The sequence below is a fragment of the Photobacterium sp. AWH4_225 genome, from assembly GCF_056158405.1.
Genome location: NZ_JBSWTF010000001.1, coordinates 160,381 through 175,774 on the forward strand (window position 1 = coordinate 160,381; position 15,394 = coordinate 175,774).

A 15,394-nucleotide genomic window follows, 5' to 3' on the forward strand; every position below is an offset into this window, starting at 1 on the left:
TGACGCTTTTATTCCCAGAACCAGATCGCACACGGTTCAATACCGGCACGGCGAAGCTGGTTGCGATCGCTCTCGGCCTTACGCTTTTGCGGATAAGGGCCAAGGACCACCCGGTACCAGTTGCCTTTTTCGCCTTGGCTGACCTTGATTTGGCTTGTCAGTCCCTGGAAGGCAATCATAGCCTTGCGCTCTTCGGCCTGGTTCTGGCTACGGTAGGCACCACACTGCATCAGGTATGGCCGGGTAGGGGCTTGTTCTTTTTTCGCCTCAACCTGTACTTCTTTGTTTTCCAGCTCTTCGATGTAGCGCCATTTCTCTTCCGGCTTTGGCGGGAGTGGCTTGGTGGCCTTCGGTGGCGTCACCGGTGTCGGTTTAGCTGGTTTCACAGGTTCCGGTTTGGTGGCCGGGGCACTTGTTTGCGGCTGTGATTGCGGGGCCGGATTCGAGGACAGGAAATAAAGCCCATAGCCGAGCGCTCCAACCAAACACACGGCAATAGCAGCCCACTTGAACGGGAACCCATTGCTTGGGGCTTGCTTGCGGTTGCCACGGGGTTTCTTGGCGGCGGCTCGGCCGCGTTTGACGTAATCTTTGGTAGCCACGGTGTCGATCAGTATCAGGTGAGTAGGATTAACCTATGGTACAAATTTGCGTCAGCGCTGACCAGACCTTGCGATGCATCCTGACTTTCAGGTTGCACCGTAAGGCATGGGTTTTGTGAGCTTGCCCTCAAAATCAGGTGGTTTTCTGACTTTGAGTTAACTTGCCGGCGGCGCAGCACTCTCACGGATCACCAGCTTGGCATCAAGCAGGCGTGAGCCGGAAGCAATGTCTTTACCCTTGAGAATATCGAGCAGCATCAGCATTGACTGGCGGCCGATCTCATAGCGAGGCTGGGAGACCGTGGTCAGTGGTGGATCGCAGTATTCGGCAAACTGGATATCATCGAAGCCGACAATCGACAGATCCTGTGGTACGCGGAAGCCCAGGCGCTTGGCCTGCTGCATGGCACCAATGGCCATCACGTCGTTGTGGCACAGCAGGGCCGTTGGTGGCTCTGGCAGTGACAGCAAGGCTGTAACGGCACGGGCGCCTCCGGCAAAGCTGAAGTCACTCTTGACGGTATAAGCCGGATTCAGCTCTGCACCGGCACGGCGAAGTGCTTGTTGGTAGCCTTGCGAGCGGAATTGACATAACGCAGCACTGTCAGGTCCTGCTATTTGGGCAATACGCTTATGGCCCATCTGGGTGAGGTAATTGACAGCTTCGAAAGCGGCAGTCAGGTTATCGATATGGACGGTAGGCAGTTCGAGTTCTGGGGCGAACTCACAGGCCATGACCATCGGTGGGAGGTTTTTCTGCTCGGGTTTGCTGACATCAAAGGGCAGGTCGGTGCCGAGTAACAGCATACCGTCGGCTTGCTTGGTGAATACTAGGTTTACAAACGAATTTTCGCGGGTTTTTTGCTGTCCGCTGTCGCCAAGCAGGACAAGGTAGCCATGTTCCATTGCCGCTTCTTCGATACCGCGGATGATCTCGGTGAAATAGGGATCACAGATATCGGGTACGATAGTGACGATGGTTTTAGATTCGTTGCGACGTAGATTCCTAGCCAGTGAATTGGGTGAATAGCCAGCATCCATGACAGCCTGTTCGACCTTTTTACGGGTTGAGGCTGACACTTTTTCCGGGTTCATCAGGGCACGGGAAACCGTGGCCGTCGAGACACCGGCGAGCTGGGCAACATCCTTCATTGTCGCCATAGTTAAGGTTCCTCTCTATTATTTTTCTCTCTTTTGCCGCTGGGGGATCATGGCCAAAACGGTCGATACCTGAGCCAGCGAGCTTGTTATTGTAGGCTGTCTGCCGGGGATTAAACATGCTTTAAACAGCATAAATTACATCCGATATGTGACGTACGTCGCATTGTTCATTTTAAGTTAAATCCTGCGGCTCGACATCAATTGACCAGCGGATCTTCTTGGCCAGGGGGAGCAAAGCAATCGCCGGCTTGGCAACAGATAGCCATTGCTGCAATGCCTTGCGGCTTGGTGCTTGCAGCAGCAATTGCCAACGGTATCGTCCTGCCCGGCGCGACAGCGGGGCAGGGTTAGGACCCATTACCATGGTGTCCTGGTTGGCGATAGGACTGGATTCGAAAATTCCGCGTACCTGTTGAAAAAACTGCTCGACCAGCTCGCTCTGGTTGGCTTCTGCACGTAGCAGGGCGAGGTAGGTAAATGGCGGTAGCCATGCCTGTCTGCGTTCGTTCAGCGCCCCGCTGGCGAAGTTGTCATACCCTTTATATAGCAGCGCTTGCAGCAGGGGATGTTCGGGGTGGTGGGTTTGCAGGACCACTTCACCGGGTTTACTGGCGCGGCCAGCCCGGCCGGCAACTTGGATAAATAACTGGGCGAGGCGTTCGCTGGCCCGGAAATCATTGCTAAACAATGCGCTGTCGACGTCGAGCAAGGCGACCAGGGTGACATCGGGGAAATGGTGCCCCTTGGCCAGCATCTGGGTGCCGATCAGTATTTGGTATTCGTTATTGCGGATCGCCTCGAGGTAATTCTCAAGGCTCCCCTTGCGTCGGGTACTATCGCGATCGATGCGAACCGTTTTGTAGGTTGGGAACAAGGCTTCGAGCTGCTGCTCGAGCTGCTCGGTGCCGACCCCCACTGCGTTGAGCTGGGTCGAACCGCATTGGCCGCACTGGTGCATCATCGGGCGCTGCGTCCCGCAGTGGTGGCAGCGCAGCTCGCCGCTTTGCTGGTGGAAGGTATAGTAGGCATCACAGCGCTTGCACTCGGCCAGCCAGCCACAGTCATGGCAAATCACCGCAGGCGAAAAGCCGCGTCGGTTGAGAAACAACATGACTTGGTTACCCGCGTCCAAATGCTGGCGCATGTTGGCAATAAGCGGTGCAGATAGCCCAGCTTCGAGGTATTGTCCTTTGAGATCAAGCACACCATGGCTGGCGGCCTGGGCATTACCTGCACGGCGAGACAGGGTAAGGTGATGGTATTTGCCGCTTTTGGCATTGTGCAAGGTCTCCAGGGCCGGTGTGGCCGAGCCGAGAATGATCGGAATATTCTCCTGGCTGGCACGCATCACCGCCAGGTCCCGGGCATGATAACGCAGACTGTCTTGCTGCTTGTAAGAGGCGTCATGCTCTTCGTCGACAATAATGATGCCGAGGTTGGCAAACGGGGTGAACAGCGCCGAGCGGGTGCCGATGATGATCCCGGCTTGGTTATCGCGTCCGGCCAGCCAGGCAGACAGCCGTTCGGTGTCATTGAGCCCGGAATGGATAGTCTCCAATGGAACATTGAAGCGGCGGCGGAAGCGGTTGATGGTCTGTGGCGTCAGGCCGATTTCCGGGACCAGGATCAACGCTTGCTTACCGGCTGCCAATACCGGTTCCAGTAAGTTGAGGTAAACCTCGGTTTTGCCCGAGCCGGTCACGCCTTCGAGCAAGTAGCTGCCAAATTCTGGGTTGGCGTTGACACTGGCAATCGCCAGCGCCTGCTCCTCATTGAGCCGGGGCTTTTCTTCATTAATGGCAAACTCTGCCTGCCAGCTGCGGCTAGCCGGAGTCTTTTCGATGGTTTCAATCCAGCCTTTGTCAGCCAGCGTTTTCAACGTCGCGCTGCTAACTTCTTCTGCCAGTAGGGCTTCATGGCTCAGCGTATCTTGGCGCAGCATGGTCAACACCTGTACCTGGCGCGGAGCGCGCTTGAGGGCGGTTAAAGGCTGATTGTGGCCACTTTCGGTCAGCTGCCACATCTTCAGCGCCGACGGTGCCGCCTCCCGTCCTTTTCTCAATAGGGCAGGCATGGCATTGGCAAGGCTGTCACCCAGCGGATACTGGTAATACTGGCTGGCCCAGGTCAAGAGTTTGAACAGGCCAGGACCCCATAGAGGCTCTTGATCTAATACGCTTTGGATAGGCTTGAGCTGGTTGAGGGGAAAATCGGAGCTATCGGTCAGTGCCATGACGATCCCAACCAGTTGCTGGCGTCCAAAAGGCACTTTGACCCTGCCGCCGATCACTGGCTGCTGGTCATGTTTGACCAAGTAATCAAATTGCTTGTCCAGGGGAACAGGAAGGGCCACTCGGGCTATGTTGGGCGTCATATCTAACCGCTAAATCCGCATGTACTAAGATAGAGAAGTGTACCTTGCCCAGAGTCAGGCGGCAAAGCGGCGAAAAAAGGCGCATATTGGTTGATCTGGGCAGCACGATTGATTACTATACGCCGCCTGAATTTGGCGTATTGGTAATGTAACCGTTACGCTCTGTTATTAACGACGTGTGGTGCCCGGCTTAGGATCGGGAGAGCGACACGGCCTTACTTTTGAGGTTATCCCATGAAACAAGGTATTCACCCAGAGTACACTGCAGTAAACGCTCGTTGTTCTTGCGGCAACACTTTCGTATTTAACTCTACTATGGGTAAAGACATCAACCTTGATGTATGCGACAAGTGTCACCCTTTCTACACTGGTAAGCAGCGTCAGGTTAGCTCTGGTGGTCGTATCGACAAATTCAACAAGCGTTTCGGTGCGCTTTCTAGCAAGTAATTTGCCAGATGAATTTCGAAAAAGGGGATGCGCAAGCATCCCCTTTTTTATGCCCGCGATAACCCCTCTTTTATTCCAGTATTCCGCTTGTTTTATTCCCGATCTGTATACCAGAACCTGCCAGAGTGGCGAATCCGTCTTGCTGCTTCCGCTTCAGCCGTGCTATTCCCCATCGATGTTGAACATTCGGTCCGGGAATCATTGGATCGACCAGATGTTCGGTGCTAGGATTTTGTGCTGCCATAGAATATGATCTATGTCCAAATTCCAAAATAAAGTCACCTCCAGTCAGGATTTCGAACACTATGTCTGAAGATTTTCGCCAACAGGCCCTTCACTACCACGCATACCCAGTACCAGGAAAAATTGCTGTCGAGCTCACCAAGCCAGCCAATACCGTAGAAGATCTCGCTCTTGCTTATAGCCCGGGCGTGGCTGAGCCGGTACGTGAAATCGCGCAAAACTCAGAAAATGTCTACAAGTACACAGGTAAAGGCAACATGGTTGCCGTTATCACCAACGGTACTGCTATCCTTGGCCTGGGTAACCTTGGCCCGCTGGCTTCGAAACCTGTGATGGAAGGTAAGGCGCTGCTGTTCAAACGCTTTGCTGGCCTGGACTCGATTGATATCGAAGTGAAGCACCGCACCATCGACGAGTTTGTTGATACGGTGGCGAACATTGCTGATACGTTCGGTGGTATCAACCTGGAAGATATCAAGGCCCCTGACTGCTTCGAAATCGAAAAACGCCTGATTGAGCGTTGCCATGTTCCTGTATTCCATGATGATCAGCACGGTACGGCGATTGTGACTGCTGCGGGTATGCTCAATGCTCTGGAACTTCAGGGTAAGAACATCAACGAAGCGGTGATTGTTTGTCTGGGTGCCGGTGCTGCGGCCGTAGCGTGTATGGAACTGCTGATCAAATGTGGTGCCCAGCGCGAGAAAATCTACATGCTGGATCGCAAGGGTGTTATCCACACCCGTCGTGACGATATCAACGAGTATAAGCAGCTGTTTGCCAACAACACGGATAAGCGTACGCTGGAAGATGTGATTGAAGGCGCGGATATCTTTGTTGGTGTATCAGGTCCGGATCTGCTTGCCCCTGAAGCGCTGAAGCTGATGGCTGACAAGCCTGTGGTGTTTGCGTGTTCTAACCCAGATCCTGAAATCAAGCCTGAGCTGGCCCATGCGGTACGCGATGATTTGATCATGGGTACGGGCCGTTCGGATTACCCGAACCAGGTGAACAATGTTATCTGTTTCCCATTCATCTTCCGTGGCGCACTTGATGTCCGTGCCAGCGAAATCAATGATGAGATGAAACTGGCAGCCGTTGATGCCATCCGCGCATTGGCCAAAGAGCCAGTACCGGCAGAAGTGGTCGTCGCCGCTGGTGCTGACAAGCTTGAGTTTGGCCCTGAATACATCATTCCTAAGCCAATGGACCCTCGTTTGCTACCACGTGTGGCCAAAGCGGTTGCCCAGGCTGCAGTCGATTCGGGTGTTGCCCAAATTGACATGCCGGTTGGCTACATGGAAGCGAAATAATTTCCGTATTGAGCCAAGCAAATAAAAAACCAGCCGAAGGGCTGGTTTTTTTATGGTCATAATACGCTGGCATTATGAGGAGAAAGTGATGGTTTCACTTACTCGTTGATGTCTTCGTAGGTGATCCCCATTTCTTCCATCAGCGCTTTGGCTTCGGCTGGCAGATCGTCCGGGCGATCTTTACGGATGTCGTCATCGGTAGGAAGCGGCTGTCCGGTGTAAGCGTGCAGGAAGGCTTCGCACAGCAACTCACTGTTGGTTGCATGGCGCAAGTTATTGACCTGACGGCGGGTACGCTCATCGGTCAGGATTTTTAGAACCTTCAATGGAATCGAAACTGTAATTTTTTTTACTTGTTCGTTTTTCTTACCGTGTTCCGCGTAAGGGCTGATGTATTCGCCATTCCACTCTGCCATTTTTTACCTTCTCAGCGATATAAAAGTGATGAAATATAGTATGCCTGAATTTTAGCGGGATTTACCGCCATAAGCAAAGACATATAGACGTCTAGAAGTGTTGACGTCTTCGGTGTTTGTCGCTATGTTGTTGCATAAAAGTTATTCGGCAGGGCCACCCTGACAAGGAAAGTAAAAATGAGTGACAAGAAGCTAGCTACCGTCGCTGTTCGCACCGGCATCGAATCTGATACCCAGTACAATGCTGTGGTACCTCCTCTCTATTTAACCTCGACCTACAGCTTTTCGCAATTGGGCGAGGTGCCAGAATTTGATTATTCTCGCTCGGGCAACCCGACCCGTAACACATTGGCCGATGCCCTGGCAGAGCTAGAAGGAGGCGCTGGCGCAGTGGTGACCAGCTGTGGGACTGCGGCAATCAACCTGTTGGCTTCTGCGCTGATTGGCCCGGATGATTTGATTATTGCCCCGCATGACTGCTATGGCGGTACTTATCGTTTGTTTAATACCCGCGCAGCCAAGGGTGATTTCAAAGTTCGCTTTATTGATCAGACCGATCCGGCTGCAATTGCCGAAGCTCTGGCCCTCAAGCCCAAGCTGATTTGGGTCGAAACTCCGTCGAATCCATTGTTGCGCATTGTTGATATTGAAGAAATTTGTGCTTCAGCTAAGCAAGTTGGCGCGCTGGTGGCGGTAGATAATACTTTCCTGTCTCCGATCCTCCAGCAGCCGATTGCCCTTGGTGCCGATTTTGTTGTCCACTCCACCACTAAATACATCAATGGTCACTCAGATGTTGTCGGTGGGGTATTGATCTCCAAGCAGGCAGAGCATGCCGAGGAGATTGCCTGGTGGGCAAACTGTATCGGTGCCACCGGCGCGCCGTTTGATGCCTACATGACGTTACGCGGCCTGCGTACACTGGCGCCGAGAATGCGTATGCATGAAGAAAACAGCCGCCAGATCCTGACTTACCTGCAACAGCAGCCGCTGGTAGGTACCATCTACCACCCGAGCCAACCAGAGCATCCGGGCCATGCGATAGCACTCAAGCAGCAGAAGGGCTTCGGAGCCATGCTCAGCTTCGAGATTGCCGGCGGCATGGCACAGCTTGAAGTGTTTGTTAAAACACTAAAATGTTTCTCATTGGCGGAATCGCTAGGCGGTACGGAAAGCTTGATCTGTCACCCTGCGAGCATGACCCACCGTGCGATGTCTGATGAGGCCCAGGCCGAGGCAGGGCTTAAGCCTTCCCTGCTGAGATTGTCGGTTGGCCTTGAAGATCCTGAGGATTTGATTGCCGATCTGGAGCAAGCTTTCAACAAAGCGGCGGAGGTAGCATAAATGAGTCATCCTGTTACGCGTCAATTGCATAAGTTTGGCGGTAGTAGCCTAGCGGATCCTGAGTGCTACCTAAGAGTGGCCGAGATCTTGCGCGAGTATTCCAGTGAAAACGATCTGGTTGTTGTATCGGCAGCAGGCAAAACCACCAACCGCCTGATTGAATGGCTTGAATTGCTCGACAAAGACGGCCGCCAGGCTCATGAGGCCCTACAGTCTCTGCGTAGCTTTCAACAGTCATTGATTGAATCATTGCTCGACGGCGAAGCGGCGGATGAGCTACTGACCCAGCTGCATCTTGAACTGGGTGTGCTTTCAGGTATGGCGGAAAAGCCACTGTCAGAGGCAGAGCAGGCCAAGGTCTTGGGCCATGGTGAACAATGGTCGGCCCGTTTGTTGGCAGCTTTGCTGACCAAGCTGCAGCTACCAGCTGTCAATCTTGACTCGCGCTGCTTCCTGCGGGCTGAGCGCTCAGCCCAGCCGGAAGTTGACCGTGCCCAGTCCTGGCCGTTGCTCAAGGAGCAGTTGGCTCAGTACAGCCAGCAACGTGTTGTGATCACCGGTTTCATGGCGCAAAACAGCGTGGGTGAGACGGTGCTGCTTGGCCGCAACGGCTCAGACTATTCTGCAACTGTTATCGGGGCTTTGGCTGATGTCGACAGGGTAACGATTTGGAGTGATGTGGCCGGTGTTTACAGTGCCGACCCGCGTAAGGTCGCCGATGCCTGTTTGCTGCCATTACTTCGCCTAGATGAAGCCAGCGAGCTGGCCCGTTTGGCGGCGCCAGTTTTGCATAGCCGTACCTTGCAGCCGGTCGCGCAAAGTGCGATTGATCTGACGTTGCGTTGCAGCCATCAGCCAGAGCAGGGTTCGACACGGGTGGAGCGGGTTCTGGCGTCGGGACGCGGTGCCAAGATCATCACTTCGCTTGATGAGGTATGCCTGATCGAGCTGTCGGTGACCCGCGCCCATGATTTTGCGCCGATTGCTACCGATATCGAACGCTTTTTGCAGCGAACTCAATTGCAGCCGCTTGCCAGCAGTTTCGAGCCGGATAAGGGCCGGGTACAGCTGGCTTATACCGCCGAGGTCGTTAACAGTGTTCTAGCCCAACTTCAGGATAGTGGTATTGCCGCCGAGTTGCGCTTGCGCGAAGGTTTCTCGCTGGTTGCAGCGGTAGGGGCCGGCGTGGTGAACAACGCGGTGCATTGCTATGGGTTCTATCAGCAGCTTAAAGGGCAGGCGTTGGAGTTTATTGCTGAGTCTGAATCAGGGTTGAGTTTGGTGGCGGTACTGCGTAAGGCCGATACCGATAGTTTGATCCAAGGTATTCACCAAAGCTTGTTCCAGGCCCAGAAGCGAATTGGTTTGGTGCTTTGTGGCAAGGGGAATATCGGCAGCCGTTGGCTGGAATTGTTCGAGACCGAAAAAGCCACTTTGGAAAAGCGTCATGGTATGAGCTTTACCCTGATTGGTGTGGTTGATAGCCGCCGTCACTGGATTGATTTTGACGGAATTGATGCCAGCCGTGCCCAGCATAGTTTTGATGATGAGTCGATTGAATACAGCGGAGATGAGTGGTTGTCGGTGCTGGCCCACAATACCTACGACGATGTTATTGTGCTGGATGTTACCGCCAGCAGTGAGCTGGCTGCGCGTTACCCGCAGGTTGCAGAGTCGGGTTTGCACCTGATCTCGGCCAACAAGGTAGCAGGCTCGGCTTCGGGTGAAAGCTATCATCAGGTGCTTGATGCGTTTGCCAAGAGCAGCCGTTTCTGGCTCTACAATGCAACGGTGGGAGCGGGCTTGCCGGTTAACCATACGGTGCGTGACTTGCGCGAAAGCGGTGATGAGATCATTGCCTTGTCGGGTATTTTCTCCGGCACGCTATCATGGCTGTTCCAGCAATATGATGGTTCGGTACCATTCTCCCAGCTGGTTGAGCTGGCCTGGCAGCAGGGGCTGACCGAGCCGGATCCGCGCCATGATCTGGATGGCAGTGATGTGATGCGCAAACTGGTGATCCTCGCCCGAGAGTCAGGCTTGTCGCTTGAGCCAGAGCAGGTCAAGGTGGAAACCTTGGTGCCTGACTCATTGGCATCGCTAGGGGTGGATGACTTCTTCGAGCAATCTGTCGAGCTGGATGAGCTGCTCCACGAGCGCCTGCGCAAAGCGCAGAAAGAAGAGAAGGTATTGCGCTATGTCGCAAGGCTTGATCGCCACGGCAAGGCAGTGGTTGGCATTGAAGCGCTATCTCGTGAGCATGCTTTGGCCAATTTGCTGCCGTGCGACAACATCTTTGCTATCGAGAGTCGTTGGTACCGTGATAACCCGTTGGTGATCCGTGGGCCGGGTGCTGGCCGCGATGTGACGGCAGGGGCGCTGTTATCTGATATCAACCGCTTGGCGGCAATGCTATAAGTCGCATGTTCGGAGTGAGATCTTACGGACTTTATGTAGTGTAAATTATTGCCTTTCTTGTGATGAGTGGTGACTTAAACTGGGTGGTAATTAAATCGCCAGTTTTAGTCTCTGTGAGAATGCTCTATACCCTAAAAGCTCGCTATTAGCGGGCTTTTTTGTTATCTGCCAATGTTGAAGTTCTTGCAATTTGAAGTTGAAAAATATTCATGATCATCATGTTGACATTAAATTGGTTACAAGACATTCTGTAGACATATAGACGTCTAAACGGTTATTTGGATGACGTCAGTTTTAGGGAGCGGCCGAGAGCCAACAAGAGTAAGGAATGGATTATGGGGTATTCATACGCAAGCCACTTGGATTCACTGAACCAGAATATTGCAGACATTGACGGCAACATCAATGTGTCTTTTGAGTTCTTTCCGCCAAGCAGCGAGCAGATGGAGCAGACGCTGTGGAACTCCATTCACCGCCTGAAGACGCTGCAGCCAAAATTTGTCTCGGTGACTTATGGTGCCAACTCGGGTGAGCGTGACCGTACCCACTCGATCATCAAGGACATCAAAGATCAAACAGGTCTCGTTGCCGCGCCGCACCTGACCTGTATCGATGCGACCCGTGATGAGCTGCGTACCATTGCCCGCGACTACTGGAACAACGGGATCCGCGATATCGTTGCCCTGCGTGGCGATCTCCCTGAACAAGGCGTGAAGCCGGATATGTACGCAGCCGATTTGGTTGAGTTGCTGCGCTCTGAAGCCGACTTCGATATCTCGGTAGCGGCTTACCCTGAAGTTCACCCGGAAGCCAAGAGTGCCCAGGCGGATCTGATCAACCTCAAGCGCAAGGTCGATGCCGGTGCCAGCCGTGCCATAACCCAGTTCTTCTTCGATGTGGAAAGCTACCTGCGTTTCCGTGACCGCTGTGTTGCGGCGGGTATTGATGTGGAAATCGTACCGGGAATCCTGCCGGTCTCCAATATGAAGCAGGCCAAGCGATTTGCTGATGCCAACAATGTTAAAATTCCAGGCTGGCTGGAAAAGCAGTATGAAGGGTTGGATGATGATCTGCTGAGTCGCCAGATGGTGGGGGCGAGCAACGCCATCGACATGGTACGTGTACTGAGCCGTGAAGGGGTGAAAGACTTCCATTTCTATACCCTTAACCGTGCCGAGCTGACCTATGCTATCTGCCACACGCTAGGGGTTCGTGCTAAAGGGTAAGCACGGTTACAAGTACGGGCCACAGATAAAAGAAAAGCCGCATTAAGCGGCTTTTTTTATGTTCTTTGGATATGGCTTACAGGGCAACCGGGCTGCCTGCTGAGTCCATGTCCTTCAGCTCGGCCAAAACTTCCTCTGCCCAGTCAATCCATGCCTGGCGGTTATGGATCGCGCGGCGAAGGGTTAGACGGTCAAGACGGGATTGGCGATCTAGGTTTTTATGATCAGCAAAATGGATTTTTTCCATTTCGTTATAGTGGTTGATCAGCGTATGTGACTCTTCAATCAGGCCTTCTAGTTGCTGCTGCATTGGCTCGGAGTTGTGCACACCGCAAACTACCAGCTTGGCAGAAAACTCATCGCGGATGGTTGGGTTGCGTGCAGGCTCTTGGAACCACTCAAACAGCGCCTGACGGCCAAGATCGGTAATAGAGTATACTTTACGATCTGGTTTACCCTCTTGCGGTTCAAGTTTACAGGTTACCTGGTTGTTGCCGGCCATCTTGTTCAGCTCGCGATACACTTGCTGGTGGCTGGCTTTCCAGAAATAACCGATGCTGTGGGAGAACTCTTTGGTGATATCGTAACCGGTGGCATCGCGGTTACTCAACACAGTTAAAATAACGTGTGGTAGTGACATCTCTTCTATCCGTTAAAATACTACAAAAAAATAACTCAATCGGCATGGCCAGAGACGGCCGCAACGTACCCATCGCTCATTGGCGTTTTTATAATCGTGCTGTTGCAGTGCCTGATCGAGATCACGTAGCATACACATCAATGGGCTAATTTTCGACATCAGAGCGCGATATCGACGAAAACTGGTGCAACCAATTGCCCGTCTTGTGATGCTGGTCTATATATTGCCTGTTATTTCCTATTCATTCTTTGATGCAAAATGTTTTTCATCAAATGATTTCACTGCATGCGGTTTAGTTTAGCTAACCGAGTACTGGCGAGGCTGTCTCAAAAATGAGGCAAGCGGAAAATTTGCGGAAAAAAGAAAGGGCTAGCAGATAGACGCTAGCCCTTTGTGGTTATTTTACGTATTTATTAGCCGGTGTTACGCATACCGGTGGCAATACCGGCAATGGTGACCATCAAGGCTTCTTCCATCATCGGAGATGGGGTTTCCTGACGGCGGGTACGGTAAAGCAATTCGGCCTGAAGCATGTTCAACGGCTCGACATAGATGTTACGCAGGCGGATTGACTCGGCACCCCATGGGTTCTGCTCCATTAGGTGAGCGCTGTTTTCCACGTTAAGTACTGCTTTGATATCTTTTTGCAGCTGATCACGCAGTTTCTGGCCCATTGGCCACAGCGATTTATCAGTCAGACGCTGGTCGTAGTATTCCGCAATGCCAATATTGGTCTTGGTGAAGACCATCTCCAGCATACCCAGGCGGGTTGAGAAGAACGGCCACTCGCGGCACATTTCTTCAAGCTGGGCGGCATGGCCCTTGTCAATCGAGAACTGGATGGCTTCACCGGCACCCAACCAAGCAGGCAGGATCAAGCGGTTCTGGCTCCAGGCGAAAATCCAAGGGATCGCGCGCAAACTCTCTACGCCACCTTTCGGGTTACGCTTGGCCGGACGAGAGCCCAGCGGCAGTTTGCCCAGTTCAAGCTCTGGGGTTGCCGCACGGAAATAAGGAACAAATTCCTCATTGCCGCGTACTACATCACGGTAAGCATCGCAGGACACTTCTGACAGCACATCCATCAGCTCGCGCCACTCTTGCTTTGGCTGCGGTGGTGGCATCAGGTTAGCTTCCAAAATGGCGCTGGCGTACAGGCTCAGGCTGTTTACCGCCACCTCTGGTAGGCCCAGCTTAAAGCGGATCATCTCGCCTTGCTCTGTTACACGCAGGCCGCCTTTCAGGCTACGAGGTGGCTGAGACAATAGGGCTGCGTGTGCAGGGGCACCGCCTCGGCCAATCGAGCCGCCACGGCCGTGGAACAGGGTCAGCTCGACGCCTGCTTCTTCACACACTTCAACCAGTGATTCCATGGCATGGTACTGGGCCCAGCCAGCTGCCATAACACCGGCATCTTTGGCGGAGTCAGAGTAGCCGATCATTACCATCTGGTGATTCTGGATATAACCACGGTACCAGTCGATGTTCATCAACTGCTTGATCACGCTCTCAGCATTGTTGAGGTCTTCCAGGGTTTCGAATAGCGGGCACACATCCATACGGAATTTGCAGCCGGCTTCTTGTAGCAGCAAGTGAACGGCCAGCACATCCGAAGCGGTACGAGCCATTGAAATTACATAGGCACCCAAGGCTTCACGAGGCTGGTCGGCAATGGCCTTACAGGTGTCGATTACCTCTTTGACTTCGTCAGAAGGTGCCCAGTCGCGTGGTAGCAGCGGACGCTTGGAAGAGAGTTCGCGGACCAGGAAGGCCACTTTGTCCTGCTCGCTCCACTGATCGTAATCGCCTAGTCCTAGGTAGCGGGTTAGCTCGGAGATAACATTCGAGTGACGGGTACTTTCCTGGCGGATATCCAAGCGAACTAAGTGGACACCGAAACACTTGATGCGGCGCAGCACGTCTAGCAGCAGGCCGTCGGCAATGATGCCCATGTCACAGTCGTGAAGTGAGCGGTAGCAGGCGTAAAGTGGGTCCCATAGCTGGTTGATATCATCGATGATACCGTAACTTGGTGCGTCGAGGCCCTTGATCTTGGCATCGAGCACATCACGGGTGTTGGTCAGCTTGGTGCGCAGATCTTTGAGGATTGCACGGTAAGGTTCGTGCTCATCACCGGCGAGATCGCGGACTTCATCGTTACACTTGACCATCGACAGCTCGCTGACCAGCTCCTTGACGTCCTGCAGATAGAGGTCGGCGGCCTTCCAGCGTGATAACAACAGCACTTCGCGTGTCACTTCAGAAGTTACGAACGGGTTACCGTCGCGGTCACCGCCCATCCAGGATGAGAAGGTGACAGGCGCGGCATCGATAGGTAGGCCTTCGCCCAGGTGGGCGGTAAGCTTCTCGTCGAACTGGCGCAGGAACTCAGGAACGGCTTGCCATAGTGAGTTCTCAACCACGGCAAAGCCCCACTTGGCTTCATCGAGCGGAGTCGGGCGTTGCTTACGGATAACATCGGAATGCCATGCCTGTGCGATCAGCTGCTCAAGACGGCGTTCAACGCGCTGGCGTTCGCTGTTGGACAGTTCGCTCAGCTCCAGCTTGGAGAGGCATTTGTTGATCTGTACCAGCTTGTGGATCATGGTACGACGGGCTATTTCCGTCGGGTGGGCGGTCAAGACCAAGTCAATGTTGAGGTCGCGGACCGCCTGGATTGAATCAAATTTGCTGATGTCCTGATCGTCCAGTTTGGCGAACAGAGCATCGATAGAGTCTGGGCTGCAGATATGCTCTTCACTGTGGCGCGAGACGGTATGGTACTGCTCGGCAATATTCGTCAGGTTCAGGAATTGGCTGAAGGCCCGGGCAACAGGCAATAGCTGTTCGTCCGGCAGGTTCTGCAGTTCGTCGATCAGCTTGGCACGATCGTCTTGGTTCCCTGCACGGGCGGACTTGGACAGTTTGCGGATGGTTTCTACTTTACCTAGCAGTTCTTCACCATGCGCATCCTTGATTGTCGTACCCAGCATGTGACCGAGCATACTGACGTTGCTTCTAAGCGCGCTGTACTTTTCGTTCATATCGCATCCATCTCGTAAATTTATTACATCCAATTAACTCATTAGACAACAATCTAGCCGTGTTCAGCCTTTGAGGTCAACATTGATCGTCATAACTAGTAAGAAAACGACAGTGCATTGATTTTTATCATGTTATGAAACGGAGGGTGTAACAAAGTTTCTCAAG

The 15,394-nt window shown here is 53.2% G+C and carries 11 protein-coding genes; 5 read left to right on the forward strand and 6 right to left on the reverse strand.

Annotation, left to right across the window (positions count from 1 at the left end):
- Positions 1-8: 8 nt before the first annotated feature.
- From ACXAD4_RS00825 to priA, 3 genes are all read right to left on the reverse strand, one after another.
- On the reverse strand, positions 9-602 hold the full coding sequence (locus ACXAD4_RS00825) for an SPOR domain-containing protein (RefSeq protein ID WP_475237950.1): 594 nt from the start codon (positions 600-602) through the stop codon (positions 9-11).
- 156 nt (positions 603-758) lie between these two features.
- On the reverse strand, positions 759-1,763 hold the full coding sequence (gene cytR / locus ACXAD4_RS00830) for a DNA-binding transcriptional regulator CytR (RefSeq protein WP_475237952.1): 1,005 nt from the start codon (positions 1,761-1,763) through the stop codon (positions 759-761).
- A gap of 172 nt (positions 1,764-1,935) precedes the next feature.
- On the reverse strand, positions 1,936-4,137 hold the full coding sequence (gene priA / locus ACXAD4_RS00835; RefSeq protein ID WP_475237954.1) for a primosomal protein N': 2,202 nt from the start codon (positions 4,135-4,137) through the stop codon (positions 1,936-1,938).
- A gap of 234 nt (positions 4,138-4,371) precedes the next feature.
- Here priA and rpmE point away from each other — a divergent pair, with 234 nt between their 5' ends.
- A complete protein-coding gene (gene rpmE / locus ACXAD4_RS00840) occupies positions 4,372-4,584 on the forward strand; it encodes a 50S ribosomal protein L31 (protein WP_008988141.1) in 213 nt (70 codons plus the stop codon).
- Between the two features lie 305 nt (positions 4,585-4,889).
- The gene (locus tag ACXAD4_RS00845) at positions 4,890-6,140 is read left to right on the forward strand and encodes a malic enzyme-like NAD(P)-binding protein (RefSeq protein ID WP_475237957.1); all 1,251 of its coding nucleotides are present in this window, start codon (positions 4,890-4,892) and stop codon (positions 6,138-6,140) included.
- 98 nt (positions 6,141-6,238) lie between these two features.
- On the opposite strand, the gene metJ is transcribed toward ACXAD4_RS00845, so the two are convergent.
- On the reverse strand, positions 6,239-6,556 hold the full coding sequence (gene metJ, locus ACXAD4_RS00850; RefSeq protein WP_068330548.1) for a met regulon transcriptional regulator MetJ: 318 nt from the start codon (positions 6,554-6,556) through the stop codon (positions 6,239-6,241).
- 177 nt (positions 6,557-6,733) lie between these two features.
- Between metJ and ACXAD4_RS00855 the strand changes: the two genes are divergently transcribed.
- The 3 genes from ACXAD4_RS00855 to metF all read left to right on the forward strand — a co-directional run bounded on the left by ACXAD4_RS00855 (position 6,734) and on the right by metF (position 11,544).
- On the forward strand, positions 6,734-7,900 hold the full coding sequence (locus ACXAD4_RS00855; protein WP_475237960.1) for an O-succinylhomoserine (thiol)-lyase: 1,167 nt from the start codon (positions 6,734-6,736) through the stop codon (positions 7,898-7,900).
- Positions 7,901-10,318: a bifunctional aspartate kinase/homoserine dehydrogenase II gene (locus ACXAD4_RS00860; RefSeq protein ID WP_475237963.1), complete on the forward strand. Its 2,418-nt coding sequence runs from the start codon at positions 7,901-7,903 to the stop codon at positions 10,316-10,318. It begins immediately after the preceding gene.
- Between the two features lie 335 nt (positions 10,319-10,653).
- Positions 10,654-11,544 (forward strand): methylenetetrahydrofolate reductase, encoded by an 891-nt coding sequence (metF, locus tag ACXAD4_RS00865; protein WP_475237965.1) that lies wholly within the window; start codon positions 10,654-10,656, stop codon positions 11,542-11,544.
- Between the two features lie 76 nt (positions 11,545-11,620).
- Here metF and ACXAD4_RS00870 read toward each other — a convergent pair whose 3' ends face one another.
- Together ACXAD4_RS00870 and ppc are read right to left on the reverse strand one after the other, a co-directional pair.
- Positions 11,621-12,184: a PadR family transcriptional regulator gene (locus ACXAD4_RS00870; RefSeq protein WP_039469043.1), complete on the reverse strand. Its 564-nt coding sequence runs from the start codon at positions 12,182-12,184 to the stop codon at positions 11,621-11,623.
- A gap of 413 nt (positions 12,185-12,597) precedes the next feature.
- On the reverse strand, positions 12,598-15,228 hold the full coding sequence (gene ppc / locus ACXAD4_RS00875) for a phosphoenolpyruvate carboxylase (RefSeq protein WP_475237967.1): 2,631 nt from the start codon (positions 15,226-15,228) through the stop codon (positions 12,598-12,600).
- Between the last annotated feature and the right edge of the window lie 166 nt (positions 15,229-15,394).

Coding starts and splice junctions, on each gene's coding strand:
- ACXAD4_RS00870 (WP_039469043.1), bottom strand. CDS start 12,184: ATGTCACTACCACACGTTATTTTAACTGTGTTGAGTAACCGCGATGCC.
- metF (WP_475237965.1), top strand. CDS start 10,654: ATGGGGTATTCATACGCAAGCCACTTGGATTCACTGAACCAGAATATT.
- ACXAD4_RS00855 (WP_475237960.1), top strand. CDS start 6,734: ATGAGTGACAAGAAGCTAGCTACCGTCGCTGTTCGCACCGGCATCGAA.
- rpmE (WP_008988141.1), top strand. CDS start 4,372: ATGAAACAAGGTATTCACCCAGAGTACACTGCAGTAAACGCTCGTTGT.
- priA (WP_475237954.1), bottom strand. CDS start 4,137: ATGACGCCCAACATAGCCCGAGTGGCCCTTCCTGTTCCCCTGGACAAG.
- ACXAD4_RS00845 (WP_475237957.1), top strand. CDS start 4,890: ATGTCTGAAGATTTTCGCCAACAGGCCCTTCACTACCACGCATACCCA.
- ppc (WP_475237967.1), bottom strand. CDS start 15,228: ATGAACGAAAAGTACAGCGCGCTTAGAAGCAACGTCAGTATGCTCGGT.
- cytR (WP_475237952.1), bottom strand. CDS start 1,763: ATGGCGACAATGAAGGATGTTGCCCAGCTCGCCGGTGTCTCGACGGCC.
- ACXAD4_RS00860 (WP_475237963.1), top strand. CDS start 7,901: ATGAGTCATCCTGTTACGCGTCAATTGCATAAGTTTGGCGGTAGTAGC.
- metJ (WP_068330548.1), bottom strand. CDS start 6,556: ATGGCAGAGTGGAATGGCGAATACATCAGCCCTTACGCGGAACACGGT.